We start from the raw sequence: 17,726 nt of genomic DNA, 5'->3' as shown, positions 1-17,726 counted from the left end.
AGTTGACCACTACAGGCTGATGCGATCGGTATTACCCCGGTCCATATGAACCGGGTTCTTCAGGCGCTTCGTGCCAATGGCCTGATCCGGACCAAGAGAAACCAGATGACCATTCCTGACTGGGAGAAGTTGAAAGAAGCAGGCGATTTCGATCCTCTCTATCTTCATTTAGGAATGCCTGATTAATGCTGTTTAAACCTTTTATGCCTTTTCATTTGTGCTTTGGCGAGAATTCGCTGAATGTCGTCTTCGCTGAAAAATTGGTTACATATTTGAGAGCTTCAGGGCGCTTCGTCTCCCTTGAAAAGCCTATCGTGTTGTCTATCTTGGTCAGTGCAAGCTAACAAACGCTTTGATCTCAAGCTCAAGGGGAGGAGGATTCTCCTTGATTAAAGAGATGGAAAACGGGAGGTTGAGATGGCTGACAAGCGTAGCAAAGACAGCATGAGCGTTAACGAAGCAGGCCAGAAAGGTGGGCAGGCTACTTCACAAACTCACGATAAGGATTTTTACGAAGACATCGGTGAGAAAGGAGGTAAAGCCACTGCCGAATCCCATGGTCGGGAATTCTATGAAGATATCGGCCGCAAGGGTGGCGAGCACAGTGGCGGTAACTTCGCTAACGATCCGGAGCGTGCCTCTGAAGCGGGTCACAAAGGTGGCCAGCACAGCGGTGGTAACTTCGCCAACGACCCGGAGCGTGCTTCGGAAGCAGGCCAAAAAGGCGGAGAACATAGCGGAGGGAACTTCGCCAACGATCGAGAGAAAGCATCAAGAGCCGGCGAAAAAGGTGGAAAGAGTAGCGGTAATCGCAACTCATGACAGTTTGCTGGCTTAAGTTTAAACCTGCATTGGGTTATCGACTGCTTGGCAGGTTACTCTGATACTGAGTCGCCAGGGAAGGTACGGTATTAGAGAAACGAGATGCGGGTATGTCTTCATACATGGCAGGAAGCCATGATAATGGCACCTTATAGAGGCCCGGCTTCGGCTGGGCCTTCTTTATTGGATATTCCTGTTTTCTTGCTGAGATCCTTTCGCTAGCCAGGATCAGACGTTTGATACCCTTTCGTAAGGAGCTAACCCATGACAGATACCGTTACCCGGTGCCCTCAATGTGGCAGCGAAAGTCTACAGATTCCCCCGGGGGATGCACCTGATCAGGAGGTCCGTTGCGGAGCCTGCGGCGCAATCGTCGGGAAGAAGGCCGAATTCACCAGTGACATGCAAAAGCGCGAAGAGAAGTATGTGAAGAACGAGGTTGCCGATTCGGTCGAGAAGGGGCTGCCGGGCGATGAGGCTCCAGGCACCGAACGCTAGTCGGCGATGGCCAAAAAAAGACCCGATCGGTAGACGAGCCTTATCCGGATCGGGTCAGCTGGAGCCTTCGAGTGGGTAAGGCTCCGAACGCTAAAGGTGGTATGCGAGAAAGTGACCCTGTAGCTGAGCCACTCGAAGAGTGTCCAATATCTCTTTAATATTAGGAAGAGCTAAAAAGAAGCCTTTTGTAACAGCCGCTGCCTCTTCGGCTTTGGTTCCGTCCGACCTCATCCCCGACGTTATCGACAAGCGCTGGAAACATGGCTGATAGCTTGGACCATTTCGCCTGTCTATCTAACCGGTGTTATATAACTCATCCCTCTAACATGCTGTCATTCCTGAAAAATTTTAAGAAGGCAGGAATGCAATGGAACAGCAGGAAAGCTGTATCGCTCAACATTTCGGTTATTATGGCAGTCTATCCGAAAGTGAGCGTCGCCAGCTTGATGCACTCGAGGGACCGCCCGCCGTCATGGCTAAAGGAGAAGTCCTCTGGCGCGAAGGAGACGCAGCACGCGATTTCTGTACGTTAAGCCGGGGGTGGGCCTACTCCTTCCGATATCTGGAGGATGGCACGCGACATATCCTGGAAATCTTCTTGCCAGGCGACGTCATCGGATTGCGTGAGTTTCCTTTCAAGGAGCGGCTCTCCAGCGTGGCAATGCTGGAGGAGGGGAAGATTCGACTGATCGCGCATCGACGCCTGCTTGATATCTTTCGAGATTCCCCGCGTTTGACCTCGCTCTGTTTCGCGGTGTCTTCCTACCAGCAGGCACTTTTGAGCGAGCGGTTGGTGCATCTCTCGCGTCGTAGCGCGCGCCAAAGAGTGGCGTATCTACTGTTCGAGTTGTTTTCCCGACTCAAGCGCAACGACGAGGCGCTGGGAGACTGCTTTCGGGTGCCGCTGTCACAGCAGCATCTGGCGGACGCGCTGGGGTTGTCGCCGGTACATGTCAGCCGCACGCTGACGGCGTTTCGTCAGGAAGGGCTGTTGAAACGAGCCCGGGGTTGGGTGCACATACTCGATCCGCAGGCGTTGGCGTCGGAAGGCTGTATCTCCGGCAATCTCTATGACGATATCGACCTAGTCGAATAACGCCATCGTCGTTCTCGGCCTCGCCGTTCGTTGCGAGAGCCATCACGACGATCGCCTTTGTGTACACCGACACTGTTACGGTCGATTTGCTGAGCCGAGCGGATCGTGAATCCATGCCCATGAAAGGCTTGGCGGCGGGACCGGAAAGGTGGGTTGTCGTAGTGACAACACGGCGGGCTCGCTTTCGGCAATCGCGAAAACGACACAGGAACGCGTAACGACCGACAGTCCTTGGCGCGGGCGGGGCCGGGCTCTATAAGAAAAACCGGCGAGCGATGGCCAGCCCTGGCCCGATCCCTGCTTCTTGAGCCGACTTTTACGCCGCATGGACAAACCCAGGCAGTTTTCCGTACGCAGCCTAGACCGCGGAGCGGCGCGAAGCGCGGCTGAGTGCGCTGGTCATCTCTATCGCCATGGTCAGATCCGCCAGTTCGCGCGGTGAAAACGCCGTCAACGCCAGTTTGCGAGTGGCGGGGTCTGCCGGACGGAAATGCGTAAAGGATTCGCACCAGGCCAGGGCGGCTTTCTCGCGCTCATCGAATTCATCCGATTCGGCCCAAGCGGTCAGCGCAGACAACTTGCTGGCCGAAATGCCCATGGCTTCGGCCTGCTCGCGACGGAAATGGGTGCAAGTCAGGCAGCCATTGATCTGCGAGGCGCGCAGCTCGGCCAGACAGCGAATGGAAGGATCCAGCGAACAGGCATGCAGGGATCGGGCGGATTTGTCGATATTCTTGACGTCGATCGTCTGCCATTTATCAGCGCTCATTTCTGTCTCCTGCAGTCAGGTTTATCGCGATTAAACGACTATCGTTCTCAATTTTCTACAGCTTCGCTTGTAAAGTTTGAATGCGGTTAATCTTTGAAACTTCGGTTGCCTGGTAATAAGGTCATCGACACCCCGCGGAGCGGGGCGCTGGGTAGCATGATCAACGTCGACTGATCAAAAGTCCAACAATGGCGCCGGTCAAGGTCGCAGCGCCGATACTGGACCATGGATGTTCGCGAACATAACGGTCACACTCGTTCATCGAACGGCCGGTCGAATGCTTGAAACGCCGGTTGCGGCGGCGCGTGTTCGCGGCCATGCGCGCATACTGCTCTTCACTGCGCAGACGCGCCTCTTCGATCGCATCCTCGGTGTCGTCGCGCAGGTCCTGTCCCAATGCCTGGCTCTGATCGCCAATGTCGTGAATGTCTTCCCGGATACGATCGACGCGGGCGCGTTGCTCGTCGCGCTTGAATAGGCTCATGGTTCACCTCCCTGATGTTTTATGGGCCTGTAGCTCTGACAGCGTAGTTGCTGGTAAGTGCCTGCGCGATACTTGTGCTTCGTCTTCCTGGCGAGTCCTGGAACGAGCTGGTCAGAGGGCCCGCATCTGGTCATGATGGTCGCCGCAGGGAAATCGGAACGGGAAAATAGCAGGTGTCGCTGGAACTCTGGTTATCGTTGTTGCTGGTCTGTGCCTTGGGTGCGATGTCGCCCGGGCCGAGCCTGGCCATGGTCATGCGCCATACCATCGGTGGCGGGCGCCTCCCGGGCGTGATCGCGGGCATCACGCACGCACTCGGCGTCGGGCTCTATGCCGGCTTGACGGTGCTCGGGCTGGCGACGGTCATCGTTCACCAGCCGTGGCTGTTTCGGCTGGTGACCTGGGGCGGGGCGCTCTATCTGGCGTGGCTGGGGATTCAGGCGCTGCGTGCCGGGCGTGGCGGCGGTTTCGCCGTCGAGCCGGCGCACAGCGACAGGCGTCGTGCGATGCGTGACGGCTTGCTGGTGGCGTTGGGCAACCCCAAGCTGATCCTCTTCTTCATCGCGCTGTTGAGTCAGTTCGTCAATGCTGACATGAGTGCCGCCGGGCGCGGGCTGATCGTGGCGACGGCCACGGTCGTCGATGGCGGTTGGTACGTCCTGGTGGCGCTGGCGCTCTCTCACTCCCGCGTGCTGCCCTGGCTGCAACAGCGCGCGGTATGGATTCATCGCCTGACCGGAGTGGTGCTGCTGATGCTGGCGGCGCGCGTGGCGCTCGGTTGACGACGGTTCAAGGCCTCAGCCGGTCGAGAATCGCATTGACCGGCGCCTGTGCCGGCAGTACGCCGAAGATCGGTGACGCCTCGCCCAGGCGCGTGGCGCAAAAGGTTTCCGCCACGGCGGCCGGAGCGTAACGCAACAACAGCGCGGCCTGCAGTGTCTGGGCCATATGCCGGGTGAGCCAGCGCGCCTCGGCCTGTAGACGTTCGGGCGCTGCCGTCGATCGCCTGGCGAGAGCATCGATGACAGCGTCCAGCAGCGGGTGAGCGCCGCGAACCTGGGCCAGCTCCTTGCGCAGCGCGTCGATGCTGCTCGGATGACGCGCCATTATCCGCAGCACGTCCAGGCAGATCACGTTGCCGGAACCTTCCCAGATCGAATTGACCGGGGCTTCACGATAGAGCCGCGCCAACGGCGTCTCCTCGACATAACCGATGCCGCCCAGGCATTCCATCGCCTCGGCCATGAATGCCGGCCCGCGCTTGTTGTGCCAGAACTTGGCCAGCGCCGGGAGCAGGCGGGCGAGGGCGGCCTCGTGTTCGTCGTCGGCCGCGCGGTCCATGGCACGGGCGGCCCGAAGCGCGAGCCATAGGCTGGCCTCGGTTTCGACCGTGAGATCGGCGACGACACGCTGCATCAGCGGTTGTTCGGCGAGGCGGCGGCCGAACGCCTCGCGCCCCTGCACATGGGCCCAGACTTCGGACAGCGCCTGGCGCATCATCCCGGCCGGCGCGGTGGCGGCGTCCAGTCGGGTCTGCTGTACCATTTCCAGGATCGCCGGTACGCCGCGCCCCGGTTCGCCCACCAGCTGCGCCCAGGCGCCGACATATTCGATCTCCGCCGAGGCATTGGCGCGGTTGCCGCATTTGTCCTTGAGCCGCTGGATCTCGATGGCGTTGCGCTCGCCGTCCGGGGTGAAGCGCGGTGCCAGAAAGCACGAAAGCCCTTCCTCGGTTTGCGCCAGCGTCAGGAAGGCGTCCGACATCGGCGCACTGCAGAACCATTTGTGTCCGGTCAGGCGATACCACGAACCGCTTCCCGGGAGTTCGAGCGGCTCGGCGCGGGTGGTGTTGCGGCGCACGTCGCTGCCGCCCTGTTTCTCGGTCATCGCCATGCCGAAGGTATTGGTCGATTTTTCCCAGGCGGGAATCGCGCGAGGATCGTATCGGCGGCCCTTGAGCCGCGCCTGCCAGGAAGTGTCGGCCACAAGGTGGCGCAATACCGGCATGGCGGCATGGGTCATGGTGATCGGGCAGCAGAAGCCGGGTTCGGCCTGGGTCAGCAGATAGAGCCCGGCGACATGCGCCTGATGACCGCCTGAATGCTCATGCTCCCAGGCCACGGCATGCCAGCCATCGGCGATGGCCAGCTCCATCAGCGCGTGATAGCTCGGGTGATAATCGACCTCGTCCAGGCGGCGGCCATGACGGTCGAAAGCGCGCAGCTGAGGCGGAAAGCGGTTGGCCCGTTCGCCCCAGCCCTGCACCTCGGCTTCTCCCAGGCGCTTGCCGAGTGGTGCCAGGCGCCCGCCGACCCATGCCGGCGCCAACTGGCCGATGGCCTCGCGCAGGGGGGCATCCGACAGCCAAAGGTCTCGCGAGGTGTCTGACGCAGGCTGATTTTCGACGTCATGCGTGGCGAGTCGGGAGCGCGGGGCGTAATCGGACATGGGCTGACTCCGGGGCGATTGATCCGAGCATAAACCGATACCCGCCCGCTAGGGTCACCATTCGACCAAATGCGGCAATCCGAAAACTCGGCACCGTCGGGCGCACAACGCACACAGCGCCCGGGCCGTTACGTGATACGCTGCGATTCAACGCTTCGTCGATCGGTAAGATTCCTTATGAGCGAGACCGTCATCGCCGCCGAGCAGGTACAGCTCGTCGACCCTTTCAACCGTCCCTGTGGCAGCACCTCCCGGGTCATGATGCGGCGTCTGGGTTGCTGGCATCGGGCGACCTATATCGTGGTGCGCAACGCGGCCGGCGAGATCTGCGTGCAGCAGCGCACGACGATCAAGGAGACCCATCCCGGTTGGTTCGATCTGGCCGCCGGCGGCGTCGTCGGCGCCGGCGAGGCCGCATTGCCCGCCGCGCGTCGCGAGCTCGAGGAGGAACTGGGCATTAGCGGCGTGCCCTTGAGACCCGGCGGCGACTTCCGCTTTGCCGAGGGCGGGCTCAGACTCTATGGCAGCCTGTTCTGGGTTCGCTACGACGGGCCGCTGCGCCTGCAACCCGAGGAAGTCGCAGCGGTGCGCTGGCTGCCGCTGGACGAGGCCCTGGCGCTGGAAAAAGCCACGCCGGACACGCGCATAGCACTGGCGAGGGCCGCCGAACTGGATGGCTGGTGAAGTCACGCTCGGCGTGGCACTCTTGCTGCCGCGAAGTGCTGTCTCGACGTTCCCTGAGCGCCGAGACGTCGATCATCGGTTATACCAATCGGCTCATTCATGTCGCTATACACCCAAGATTGCCGGACGCATACCGGTGAGCCCTTCAATCTACGCGCGCTGCGCGGCCAGGTGCTGTTGGTCGCCAATGTCGCGAGTCGATGCGGCTTTACGCCCCAACTGGAAGGGCTGGAGAAACTCTATCGCGAATACCGCGATCAAGGGTTTACCGTGCTTGCCTTCCCGTGCAACCAGTTCGGGCGCCAGGCGCCGGAATCGTCCAGGCAATTCGGCGCATTCTGTGAGCGGCGCTACGCGGTGACCTTTCCCGTGATGGAGAAGGTGAGAGTCAACGGCCGCGACGGGCATCCCTTGTTCGTGCATCTGCGCCGGCAGGCGCCGGGCATTCTCGGCACCACGCCGATCAAGTGGAATTTCACCAAGTTCCTGGTCGGTCGCGACGGTCAGGTGATTCGCCGCTTCGGGCCTCGCGCCGAGCCGCGCGCGCTGCGCCGGGCGATCGAGGATGCCCTGGATACGCCGTTTTCGGCGTAAGGCCGGCTCAGCTCGGTGGTTGCTCGCCGCGGGCCACCATCAGCCGCACCACCAATTCGTTGAACCGAGGACGGCTCATCATCGTCGTCAGCCCCGAGAACAGCGACCAGAAGCCCTTGCGCCAGCCGGCGAGCTTGCGATTGTGGCGTACCAGCCGCGTCAGCAGCACGGTTTCGTCGAACGCTCGCCACTCGCCCGCCATCGATAGTTGATAGCGCGCCATCACCGGCGACATCTCCAAACGGTAGACCCACTCCAGTTGCCTGAGCGTCAGCTCGCTGGCATCGATCTCGCGGATCATGCGGGCGTAGTCGGACTCGCGCGGCTCGCGTTCGAGCCACAGCGGCGACAACGCCAGCCACAGCGCGCCGCGCTTGACGACGAGGGTTTCGATCTCTTGCTCGTGCATGACTTTGACTCGTGGCTCGACTCGCGGGCAAGCATCTTCGAACAGCTCGGACATGCGCACAAGCCCGCGAGCGCATGTGTCATTCGCGCCCTTTTTCGCCACCCTGTTAGAATGCGCCCAATGCGACTATCCGGCGACGCTCGCCGGGGTTTCCGTTTCGGTCCAAGAAGACGAGGTTAGACGTGATCATCAAGCCCAAGGTTCGCGGTTTCATCTGTACCACGACGCATCCGCTCGGTTGCGAGCGCAACGTTCTCGAGCAGATCGAGACCACCCGGGCCAACCTTGGCGGTGTCGAAGGCGGCCCGCGCAACGTGCTGGTCATCGGCGCTTCCAGCGGTTATGGCCTGGCGGCGCGTATCACCGCGGCCTTCGGCTATGGCGCCGACACGCTGGGGGTATTCTTCGAAAAGCCCGGCAGCGAGAAGAAGCCCGGCACCGCCGGCTGGTACAACGCCGCGGCGTTCGACAAGTTCGCCAAGGCCGAAGGGCTCTACAGCAAGTCGATCAATGGCGATGCGTTCTCCCACGAGGTGCGCGACAAGGCGATCGAGCTGATCCAGCAGGACATGGGGCGGATCGACCTGGTGATCTATTCGCTGGCTTCGCCGGTGCGCAAGCTGCCGGACAGCGGCGAGCTCAAGCGCTCCAGTCTCAAGCCGATTGGCGAGACCTACACCGCGACCGCCATCGACACCAACAAGGACACCATCATCGAGGCTTCCGTCGAGCCGGCCACCGAGCAGGAAGTCGCCGACACCATCGATGTCATGGGCGGCCAGGACTGGGAGCTGTGGATGGATGCGCTGGACAAGGCGGGCGTACTGGCGCCGGGCGCCAAGTCGGTGGCGTTCAGCTACATCGGCACCGACATCACCTGGCCGATCTACTGGCACGGCGCACTGGGCAAGGCCAAGGAAGACCTCGACCGTGCCGCCGGCGAGATCGATCAACGCCTCAAGCAAAGCGGTGGCGGTGCCAACGTCGCCGTGCTCAAGTCCGTGGTGACCCAGGCCAGCGCGGCGATCCCCGTCATGCCGCTGTACATCTCCATGGTCTACAAGGTGATGAAGGAGCAGGGCGTTCACGAGGGCACCATCGAACAGCTCAACCGTCTGTTCGCCGAGCGTCTTTACGCCGATGGCGAGCCCGAGGTGGACGAAGCCGGTCGCCTGCGACTGGACGACTGGGAACTGCGCGACGACATTCAGCAGGCGTGCAAGGATCTGTGGCCGCAGGTCACCAGCGACAACCTGTTCGCGCTGACCGACTACGCCGGCTACAAGCACGAGTTCCTCAAGCTGTTCGGTTTCGAGCGCGACGACGTCGACTACGATGCCGAGGTCGATCCGGTGGTCGAGTTCGACGTCGTCCAGGTCTGATTCCGCTGTCATCATGAACGCACGCGGCGCCCCACGTCAGGTGGGGTTCGTCATGACGCCGGGATTTTCTCTGCTGGCCCAGGCCTGCGCCATCGAACCGCTGATCATCGCCAATGCCCTGGCCGAGCGGCGACTATATACCGCCACCACCTTCGGTCTCGACGGCCGGCCGGTAAAGAGCGTCGCCGAGCTGTCGCTGGCGCCCGAGAGCGTGGCCGGCAGCGATGCCCGTCACCTCGACATGCTGTTCGTCTGCGCGCCGACGCCGGGCTGGCCCGTGGCGGAAGATGGCGACATGCTGATCCATTGGCTCAAGCGTCTGGCGCTGCGCGGCGTGATGCTCGGCGGCATTGCCGGCGGCACTTACTGGCTGGCACGCTCCGGCGTGCTCGACGGCTATCGCGCCTCGATCCCCTACGCCAGCGCGGACGCCTTCGCCCATGCCTTTCCGGCGATTCATGTCTCGCATCAGCTGTTCGAGATCGACCGCGACCGCCTCACCTGCGGCGGCGGCACCGCGGCAATGGATATGCTGATGACGCTGATCGGCCAGCAGCACGGGGCTTCGCTTGCCCAGCGCCTTTCCGAGCACTTCGTGTGCGAGCGCATCCGCATGGCCGACGAGCCTCAGCGGGTGCCGTTGCGCTCGCGCCTCGGCCATGCGCCACAGAGCCTGGTCGAGGCGGTGACGCTGATGGAGGCCAACATCGAGGAACCACTGACGACCCACGAACTGTCGGCGCATCTGGGGATTTCGCGGCGGCAACTGGAGCGACTGTTCAAGAAGCACCTGCAGGCGGTGCCCAGCCGCTACTATCTCAATCTGCGTCTGCAGCGCGCGCGCAGGCTGTTGCGCGAGAGCGACCAGGCGGTGGGCGAGATCGCCCTGGCTCACGGCTTTTCTTCCGGGGCGCACTTCTCTACCGCCTACCGCCACCACTTCGGCATCAGCCCACGGGACGAGCGGCTGGGTCGTGTCCTGGATGAAAGCCTGAGCTCATCATGAGCCGGATCGGGAATTCGACGATGCACATCGAAGATCACTGGTTGCGAGAGGCACGACGCGTTCCGTCGCCCAATGCCAACGCGCGCCCCGACGGCGAGATTTCCGCGGTGGTATTGCACGGCATCAGTCTGCCGCCGGGCGAGTTCGGCGGCGATGCCATCGAGCGGCTGTTCACCAATACGCTCGCGGCCGAGGCCCATCCCGCCTTTGCCGCGATCGCGGCCTTGAGAGTCTCCGCGCATCTGCTGATCCGACGCGACGGCGAGTGCGTGCAGTTCGTGCCGTTCGATCGCCGCGCCTGGCATGCCGGCAAGTCACGCTGGTTCGACGGGGAGCGTCTGCGTGAAGACCTCAACGACTTCACCATCGGCATCGAACTGGAGGGGACCGACGAACTGCCTTACCGGGATGCCCAGTATCGGCAACTGGCCGCCGTGCTGACGGTGCTGATGCGCCACTATCCCGCCATCGATCCGGCGCGTATCACCGGTCATGCGCACATCGCGCCGCTGCGCAAGAGCGATCCTGGACCCGCCTTCGACTGGGCCTACCTGCGGCGCTGGCTGGCGGGCCCGGCTTGAGTGCTATGCTGGGGGGAGGTGTCGCCCGTGGTGGCGGTCGTTGTAAGTGGGCTACTCAATGCTAGACCACGGCCTTCATCGGGCAAGAAATGGCCAACTCGCTGTAAATCATGGATTTGGACGAGCGTTTGAGCGCTGGCAAGGTGTCGGCGAATTGGCACAGGTCCATGATTGAGGTATCTTCTTCGCCTGATTTTCTGCGTCACGCACGCCTGCTGTAATCCAGTTACAGCCAAAAATCTCGGAAAGCGGCCCCAAAAGAGCTGCACCCGCACCGAAGAGCGCATATTCCCAAGCCCCGCTGCGGCTACCCGCCATGGCCGGGCGAATGGCAAACCTTTTCCCATTCGGAGAGTTGTCTATGAGTCTGGAGACACGAGAAGATCTCGATCCGGTCGAAACCACGGAATGGCTGGACTCCCTGGCCTCGGTCGTCGAGCATGAGGGCGAAGAGCGCGCTCGGTACATCTTGAGTCGGCTGGCGGATCGTCTGCGTCGTGACGGCTCTTCACCGCCGTTTTCCGGTACCACCCCGCATCGCAATACCATCCCCGTTCATCGGGAAGCCAAGATGCCCGGCGACATGTTCATCGAGCGCAAGATCCGCTCGGCGATTCGCTGGAACGCCATGGTTCAGGTGCTGCGGGCCAACAAGAAGCACAAGGGGCTGGGTGGCCACATCGCCAGTTACCAGTCCAGTGCCACCCTTTACGAAGTCGGCTTCAACCACTTCTTCCGTGCCGACAATGGCGACCACAAGGGCGATCTGCTCTATATCCAGGGCCATGTGACGCCGGGGATCTACGCGCGCTCGTTCCTCGAGGGTCGTCTGTCCCAGGAGCAGATGGACAACTTCCGCCAGGAAGTCGACGGCAATGCGCTGCCGTCCTATCCGCACCCGTACCTGATGCCGGATTACTGGCAGTTCCCCACCGTTTCCATGGGCCTGGGGCCGATCCAGTCGATCTATCAGGCCCACGTGATGAAGTACCTGCATTCACGTGGACTCGAAGACATGAAGGACCGCAAGGTCTGGGCCTTCCTCGGCGATGGCGAGTGCGACGAGCCGGAATCCCTCGGTGCGCTGCACCTGGCCAGCCGCGAGAAGCTCGACAACCTGATCTTCGTCATCAACTGCAACCTGCAGCGCCTCGACGGCCCGGTGCGCGGCAACTCCCGCGTCATCGACGAGCTCGAAGGCGTCTTCCGCGGCGCCGGCTGGAACGTGATCAAGGTGGTCTGGGGCGGCCTGTGGGACCCGCTGTTCGAGCAGGACACCAAGGGCATGCTGCAGAAGCGCATGGACGAGGCGGTCGACGGCGAATACCAGAACTACAAGGCCCAGGGTGGCGCTTATACCCGCGAGCATTTCTTCGGCAAGTACGAAGAGACGGCCGAGATGGTCAAGGGCTACTCCGACGAGGAGATTTTCCGTCTCAATCGGGGCGGGCACGATCCGCAGAAGGTCTACGCGGCCTATCACGAGGCGGTCAACAACGCCAACGGCCGGCCCACCGTCATCCTGGCGCATACCGTCAAGGGCTACGGCATGGGCGGTGGCCACGGCGAAGCCGACATGGAAGCCCACCAGATCAAGTCGATGGACGTCGACGCGCTCAAGGCGTTCCGTGATCGTTTCGGCATCCCGGTTTCCGACCAGCAGATCGAAAGCGGCGACATTCCCTACTACAAGCCCGCAGACGACAGCCCGGAGATGAAGTACCTGCATCTCCAGCGCGAGAAGCTCGGCGGTTTCCTGCCGGCGCGCAGAAACGACTTCGAGGCGATGGAGATTCCCGGCCTCGACGACAAGATGTTCGCCACTCAGCTCAAGGGCACCGGCGATCGCGAAGTCTCGACCACCATGTCCTTCGTGCGCGTGCTCAATGGTCTGGTCAAGCACAAGGAGCTGGGCTCCCGCGTGGTGCCGATCATTCCGGACGAAGCGCGCACCTTCGGCATGGAAGGCATGTTCCGCCAGCTCGGTATCTACGCCGCCGAAGGCCAGAAGTACGAGCCGATGGATGCCGGCCAGATCATGTACTATCGCGAGGATCAGAAGGGTCAGATCCTCGAGGAAGGGATCACCGAAGCCGGTTCCATGGCCGCCTGGCTGGCGGCGGCGACATCCTATGCCAATCACCATCTGCCGTTGATCCCGTTCTACATCTACTACTCGATGTTCGGTTATCAGCGCATCGGCGATCTGGTCTGGGCCGCCGGCGATCTGCAGGCGCGCGGCTTCATGGTCGGCGGTACCGCCGGTCGTACCACCATCAACGGCGAGGGTCTGCAGCACCAGGACGGACACAGCCACATCCTGATGTCGACCGTGCCGACCTGTCGTTCCTACGATCCCTGCTATGGCCATGAACTGGCGGTGATTCTGCAGGACGGCCTGAAGCGGATGTTCCACGACAAGGAAAACTGCTTCTATTACCTGACCGTGATGAACGAAAACTACTCGCACCCGGCAATGCCCGAAGGCAGCGAGGAAGGTATCGTTCGTGGCATGTATCTGCTCAAGCCTGGTAAGAAGAGCGGTCGCAAGAAGCAGCCCCGCGTTCAGTTGATGGGCAGCGGTACGATCCTGCGCGAAGTCGAAGCGGCCGCCGAGCTGCTGGCCGAAGAGCACGGCGTGATCGCCGATGTCTGGAGCGTGACCAGCTTCAACGAGCTGCGCCGCGAAGCGCTCGAATACGATCGCCTGCAGTTCCTCGACTACGATGAGAAACGCGAGAAACCGTGGGTGGTGCAGCAGCTCGAAGGCGCCGAAGGTCCGGTCATCGCCTCGACCGACTACATGAAGCTCTACGCCGACCAGATTCGCGCCTGGGTGCCGACCGACTTCCACGTCCTCGGGACCGATGGTTTCGGCCGTTCGGATACCCGCGAACAGCTGCGTCGCTTCTTCGAAGTCGACCGTTACTACGTGACCGTTCAGGCGCTGCGCGCGCTGGCCAATCGCGGTGAGATCGACGCCAAGGTCGTCAGCGATGCCATGAAGAAGTACGGCATCGACCCCGCCAAGCCCAGCCCGCTGGTGTCTTGAGCTCCGCTGATGTCTTGGACCGAAGCGTCCCATCAAGGTGCCGCCGCCGGTCGAACGCGGCGGCCACGGCCAGGTTTAGCCAGCTTGCCTGAACGGCAGGCTGGCAAATGAAAAGGAGCGCGACCTTGAGTAGCGAAATCATCAAAGTTCCCGACATCGGCGGCAGCACCGATGTCGAAATCATCGAGATCGCGGTGAGCGAAGGCGATGTTATCTCCGCCGAAGACACCATGATCACGCTGGAATCCGACAAGGCCAGCATGGACGTGCCGGCACCCAAGGGCGGCAAGGTCGTCAAGGTGCTGGTGAAGGAGGGCGACACCGTCTCCGAAGGCGACGACATCCTCGAACTCGAAGCCGAAGGCGACGACAGTGGCGAGAGCCAGGATGACGGTGGCCGGGATGACGCTGAAGAGGCGGCCCCCGACAAGTCCGATGCAGCCGAAGAAAAAGCCGAGCCCGAGAAGGCCGAGACGAAGAAGAAATCGTCCGGCGGCGGCAAGCGCACCGTCGAGATCAAGGTGCCGGATATCGGTGGCAGCGAAGGCGTCGAGATCATCGAGGTCGCGATCGGCGAAGGCGACGAGATCAACGCGGAAGACACGCTGATCACGCTCGAGTCTGACAAGGCGTCGATGGATGTGCCGAGTCCCTACAGTGGCAAGATCGTGTCGCTTTCCGTCAAGGAAGGCGACAGCGTCTCCGAAGGTGACCTGATCGGCACCATGGAGATCGCAGGCGAAGGCGACGACGAAGAAGCCGACGAGGCACCGAGCGCGGACGCCTCCAGCGATGAAGCGGCGAGTGCCGAAGCCGAGCCCGCCTCCGATGAAGGCGCGGACGACGACGGCGACGGCGAACCGAGCCGCAAGGAGATCCGCGTTCCCGATATCGGTGGCAGCGAGGGCGTCGAGGTCATCGAAGTCGCGATCGGTGAAGGCGACGAGATCAACGAAGAAGATACGTTGATCACGCTGGAATCGGACAAGGCCTCGATGGACGTGCCGAGCCCCTACAAGGGCAAGGTCGTCGAAGTTTCGGTCAAGGAGGGCGATAGCGTTTCCGAAGGCGATCTGATCGGCTACGTCGAAGTCGCGGGTGCCAGGAAGCCGGCCAAGCCATCGAAGCCGGGCGCAGACGAGTCGAGCAAGCAAGAGACGAAGCCGGCACCGGCCAAGTCCGATGCCCAATCGAAACCCGACGCCAAGGGCAGCGAGCAGCCGGCCGGCGAGCCCAGCCCGGAAGCGCGTCACAAGCACGGCGACGACAAGACCGCCGGCGCGCATGTCCACGCTGGCCCGGCGGTACGCAAACTGGCTCGCGAACTCGGCGTCGATCTTGGCGAAGTCAAGGGTTCCGGTCCCAAGGGCCGAGTGCTCAAGGATGACGTCGACGCCTTCGTCAAGCAGGTGATGAAGGAGCGCAAGAGCGGCGGCGGTGCCGCAGCGGCGCCGGCAACCGGTGGCGCGGGCATTCCGCAGGTACCGGCGATCGACTTCAGCCAGTTCGGCGAGATCGAAGAGAAGCCGATGACCCGGCTGATGAAGGTGGGCGCGACCAACCTGCATCGCAGCTGGCTCAACGTGCCGCACGTCACGCAGTTCGACGAGGCGGATATCACCGAGCTCGAGGCCTTCCGTAAATCGATGAAGGCCGAGGCGGAAGCCCAGGGCGCCAAGCTGACGCCGCTGCCGTTCTTGATCAAGGCGTGTGCCTACGCGCTGCGCAAGTATCCGCAGTTCAACGCGAGCCTGCATCCGGACGGCGACAAGCTGATCGTCAAGCACTACGTGCATATCGGTGTGGCGGTCGACACGCCCGACGGCCTGATGGTCCCGGTGATTCGCGACGCCGACAAGAAGTCGCTGATCGATCTGGCCAAGGAGTCGGTGGAACTGGCGAAGAAGGCGCAGAACAAGAAGCTGTCCCGCGAGGAGATGAGCGGTGCCAGCTTCACCATCTCGAGCCTCGGCTCGATCGGTGGCACGGCGTTCACGCCGATCGTCAACACGCCGGAAGTGGCGATCCTGGGGGTCTCCAAGTCGAGCATGAAGCCGGTCTGGAACGGCAGCGAGTTCGCGCCGCGGCTGATGCTGCCGCTGTCGCTCTCCTACGATCACCGCGCGGTCAATGGTGCCGACGCGGCGCGCTTCACCGCTTTCCTGGCGCAGGTACTCACCGACATTCGTCGCCTGCTGATCTGATCGACGGCGGCGCTTGCCAGCATGACGTCAACGGCTCCCACGGGAGCCGTTGACGTTTTCGTTGCGAACCGGGCGGGAACGGGCGTTAGCCGAAGCGAGTCTTGTGCCACTGGCGATGGGCAGGTATCGTCGTGAGCCATTGACGGTGTCGTCTGCGTTGGGCAATCAACGCCGCTGACCGGTCGAAAACCGATGCCATTCGTGAAGGAGCAGTATCGATGCGTTTGATCCTCTTGGGCGCCCCCGGCGCTGGCAAGGGTACCCAAGCTCAGTTCATCTGCGAGCATTTCCATATCCCGCAGATCTCCACTGGCGACATGCTGCGCGCGGCTGTCAAGGAGGGCAGTGAACTGGGGCTCAAGGTCAAGGAGACCATGAACAGCGGCGGCCTGGTGTCGGACGATCTGATCATCGCGCTGGTCAAGGAGCGCATCGCGCAGCCCGACTGCGCCAACGGCTTCCTGTTCGACGGCTTTCCGCGCACGCTGCCGCAGGCGGACGCGATGAAGGATGCCGGGATCAAGCTCGATCACGTGGTCGAGATCGCGGTCGACGACGAAGAGATCGTCAATCGTCTCGCCGGTCGTCGCGTTCATCCGGGATCCGGCCGCGTCTACCACGTCGACTACAAGCCGCCGCAGGAAGAGGGCAAGGACGACGTTACCGGCGAGTCGCTGATCCAGCGCGACGACGATAGCGAAAAGACCGTGCGTCACCGCCTGTCCGTCTACCATGACCAGACCGCGCCGCTGGTGGACTATTACCGCGACTGGGCGGCCAAGGATCCCGAAGCCGCACCGAAATATCATCGCATCGCCGGTGTTGGCAGCGTCGATGATATCCGCGCTCAGGTGCTTGCGGCCTTGAAAGGCTGATACCTCCCTGTCGTCGCTCCGCCACCCGGCGGAGCGATCGTTTCCGTTCCCCGTTGGCGGTATAATCGCCGCCACTTTTTGCTGTCACCCCGGGAAATCGATGCCGACGTTGCTGGCCCTGGATGCCTCCACGACTGCCTGCTCCTGCGCGCTATGGCGGGAAGGCGAATTGATTCATCGTTTTGAAATCGCACCGCGCGAGCATACTCGCCGGCTGTTGCCGATGGTCGACGAGGTGCTTGGCGAGGCCGCCGTCGAATTGCGTCATCTCGATGCCATCGCCTATGGCCAGGGACCGGGCTCGTTCACCGGGCTGCGCATCGCCGCCGGCGTGGCACAAGGGCTGGCCTACGGGGCCGATCTGCCGCTGATGGGCGTCTCGACGCTCGAGGCGCTGGCGCTCGCTGCCCATCGCAAGTGGCATGCGCGCCATGTGATCGCGGCGCTCGACGCACGCATGGACGAGATCTACGTCGGAGCCTACCACTGCATGAACGGTGAGCTCAGCGTCAGCCTCGAAGCGCGGGTCATTCCGCCATCGAAATTGCGGCTACCCGACGGCGATGTCGGTATCGAGTGGCTGGGGATAGGCAGCGGTTGGCAACTTTTGTCTAATGTACCTGTCGACATACAGGCTGCGTTGCCGCAGACCCTCCCCGACGAGTTACCGGCGGCGGAGGACATCGCCCGCCTGGCCGCCACATCATGGGAGCGTGGAGCGCGTGGTCTTGCGCCTCACGAAGTGATTCCCGTCTATCTGCGTGATGAGGTGGCATGGCGTAAGGCATGAACGACCGAGGCACCATCGAAGCCTCATCGAAA

Annotated in this window: 17 protein-coding genes and 1 pseudogene; 14 read left to right on the top strand and 4 right to left on the bottom strand. The window is 62.2% G+C overall.

What is annotated here, in order from left to right:
* Positions 1-15: 15 nt before the first annotated feature.
* The 4 genes and pseudogenes from DOM57_RS15990 to DOM57_RS15975 form a co-directional block, all read left to right on the top strand.
* A pseudogene (locus tag DOM57_RS15990) lies at positions 16-186 on the top strand (helix-turn-helix domain-containing protein); the annotation flags it as partial.
* A 231-nt stretch (positions 187-417) separates the two neighbouring features.
* Complete coding sequence (locus tag DOM57_RS22580) at positions 418-822, top strand: KGG domain-containing protein (protein WP_110650188.1); 405 nt, start codon at positions 418-420, stop codon at positions 820-822.
* 264 nt (positions 823-1,086) lie between these two features.
* A complete protein-coding gene (locus DOM57_RS15980) occupies positions 1,087-1,320 on the top strand; it encodes a zinc ribbon domain-containing protein (RefSeq protein ID WP_110650187.1) in 234 nt (77 codons plus the stop codon).
* Between the two features lie 367 nt (positions 1,321-1,687).
* Positions 1,688-2,416 (top strand): Crp/Fnr family transcriptional regulator, encoded by a 729-nt coding sequence (locus DOM57_RS15975; protein WP_110650186.1) that lies wholly within the window; start codon positions 1,688-1,690, stop codon positions 2,414-2,416.
* A 358-nt stretch (positions 2,417-2,774) separates the two neighbouring features.
* Here the strand turns inward: DOM57_RS15975 and DOM57_RS15970 are convergent, their stop codons facing one another.
* A complete protein-coding gene (locus DOM57_RS15970; protein WP_110650185.1) occupies positions 2,775-3,185 on the bottom strand; it encodes a carboxymuconolactone decarboxylase family protein in 411 nt (136 codons plus the stop codon).
* Between the two features lie 160 nt (positions 3,186-3,345).
* Complete coding sequence (locus DOM57_RS15965; RefSeq protein ID WP_110650184.1) at positions 3,346-3,669, bottom strand: ElaB/YgaM/YqjD family protein; 324 nt, start codon at positions 3,667-3,669, stop codon at positions 3,346-3,348.
* A 173-nt stretch (positions 3,670-3,842) separates the two neighbouring features.
* On the opposite strand from DOM57_RS15965, the gene DOM57_RS15960 reads away from it, so the two are divergent.
* Entirely contained in the window at positions 3,843-4,451 is a 609-nt protein-coding gene (locus tag DOM57_RS15960) for a LysE family translocator (protein WP_204353001.1), read from the top strand.
* Between the two features lie 7 nt (positions 4,452-4,458).
* On the opposite strand, the gene DOM57_RS15955 is transcribed toward DOM57_RS15960, so the two are convergent.
* Positions 4,459-6,117 (bottom strand): acyl-CoA dehydrogenase family protein, encoded by a 1,659-nt coding sequence (locus tag DOM57_RS15955; RefSeq protein ID WP_110650183.1) that lies wholly within the window; start codon positions 6,115-6,117, stop codon positions 4,459-4,461.
* A 177-nt stretch (positions 6,118-6,294) separates the two neighbouring features.
* Here DOM57_RS15955 and DOM57_RS15950 point away from each other — a divergent pair, with 177 nt between their 5' ends.
* Both DOM57_RS15950 and DOM57_RS15945 read left to right on the top strand, forming a co-directional pair.
* The gene (locus tag DOM57_RS15950; RefSeq protein ID WP_110650182.1) at positions 6,295-6,801 is read left to right on the top strand and encodes an NUDIX hydrolase; all 507 of its coding nucleotides are present in this window, start codon (positions 6,295-6,297) and stop codon (positions 6,799-6,801) included.
* A 99-nt stretch (positions 6,802-6,900) separates the two neighbouring features.
* A complete protein-coding gene (locus tag DOM57_RS15945) occupies positions 6,901-7,395 on the top strand; it encodes a glutathione peroxidase (RefSeq protein ID WP_110650181.1) in 495 nt (164 codons plus the stop codon).
* Between the two features lie 7 nt (positions 7,396-7,402).
* Here the strand turns inward: DOM57_RS15945 and DOM57_RS15940 are convergent, their stop codons facing one another.
* Positions 7,403-7,804 carry a DUF7079 family protein gene (locus DOM57_RS15940; RefSeq protein ID WP_110650180.1) on the bottom strand — a complete coding sequence of 134 codons (402 nt, stop codon included), beginning with the start codon at positions 7,802-7,804 and terminating at the stop codon, positions 7,403-7,405.
* 182 nt (positions 7,805-7,986) lie between these two features.
* Between DOM57_RS15940 and fabV the strand changes: the two genes are divergently transcribed.
* From fabV to tsaB, 7 genes are all read left to right on the top strand, one after another.
* Entirely contained in the window at positions 7,987-9,186 is a 1,200-nt protein-coding gene (gene fabV / locus DOM57_RS15935; protein WP_110650179.1) for an enoyl-ACP reductase FabV, read from the top strand.
* 13 nt (positions 9,187-9,199) lie between these two features.
* On the top strand, positions 9,200-10,192 hold the full coding sequence (locus tag DOM57_RS15930; RefSeq protein WP_110650178.1) for a GlxA family transcriptional regulator: 993 nt from the start codon (positions 9,200-9,202) through the stop codon (positions 10,190-10,192).
* Positions 10,193-10,212: 20 nt separating this feature from the next.
* The gene (gene ampD / locus DOM57_RS15925; RefSeq protein ID WP_110650177.1) at positions 10,213-10,773 is read left to right on the top strand and encodes a 1,6-anhydro-N-acetylmuramyl-L-alanine amidase AmpD; all 561 of its coding nucleotides are present in this window, start codon (positions 10,213-10,215) and stop codon (positions 10,771-10,773) included.
* Positions 10,774-11,134: 361 nt separating this feature from the next.
* A complete protein-coding gene (gene aceE / locus DOM57_RS15920; RefSeq protein ID WP_110650176.1) occupies positions 11,135-13,825 on the top strand; it encodes a pyruvate dehydrogenase (acetyl-transferring), homodimeric type in 2,691 nt (896 codons plus the stop codon).
* A gap of 125 nt (positions 13,826-13,950) precedes the next feature.
* Positions 13,951-16,029: a pyruvate dehydrogenase complex dihydrolipoyllysine-residue acetyltransferase gene (gene aceF, locus DOM57_RS15915; protein ID WP_110650175.1), complete on the top strand. Its 2,079-nt coding sequence runs from the start codon at positions 13,951-13,953 to the stop codon at positions 16,027-16,029.
* A gap of 218 nt (positions 16,030-16,247) precedes the next feature.
* Complete coding sequence (gene adk, locus DOM57_RS15910) at positions 16,248-16,904, top strand: adenylate kinase (protein ID WP_110650174.1); 657 nt, start codon at positions 16,248-16,250, stop codon at positions 16,902-16,904.
* A gap of 100 nt (positions 16,905-17,004) precedes the next feature.
* On the top strand, positions 17,005-17,694 hold the full coding sequence (gene tsaB / locus DOM57_RS15905) for a tRNA (adenosine(37)-N6)-threonylcarbamoyltransferase complex dimerization subunit type 1 TsaB (protein ID WP_110650173.1): 690 nt from the start codon (positions 17,005-17,007) through the stop codon (positions 17,692-17,694).
* Positions 17,695-17,726 lie beyond the last annotated feature (32 nt).

Origin of the sequence: Salinicola peritrichatus, from assembly GCF_003206715.1 — a bacterium.
In the GTDB taxonomy this organism is placed as follows: domain Bacteria; phylum Pseudomonadota; class Gammaproteobacteria; order Pseudomonadales; family Halomonadaceae; genus Salinicola; species Salinicola peritrichatus.
Note: the sequence above shows the minus strand (reverse complement) of the source record. Positions and strands in the feature narration are given on the sequence as shown.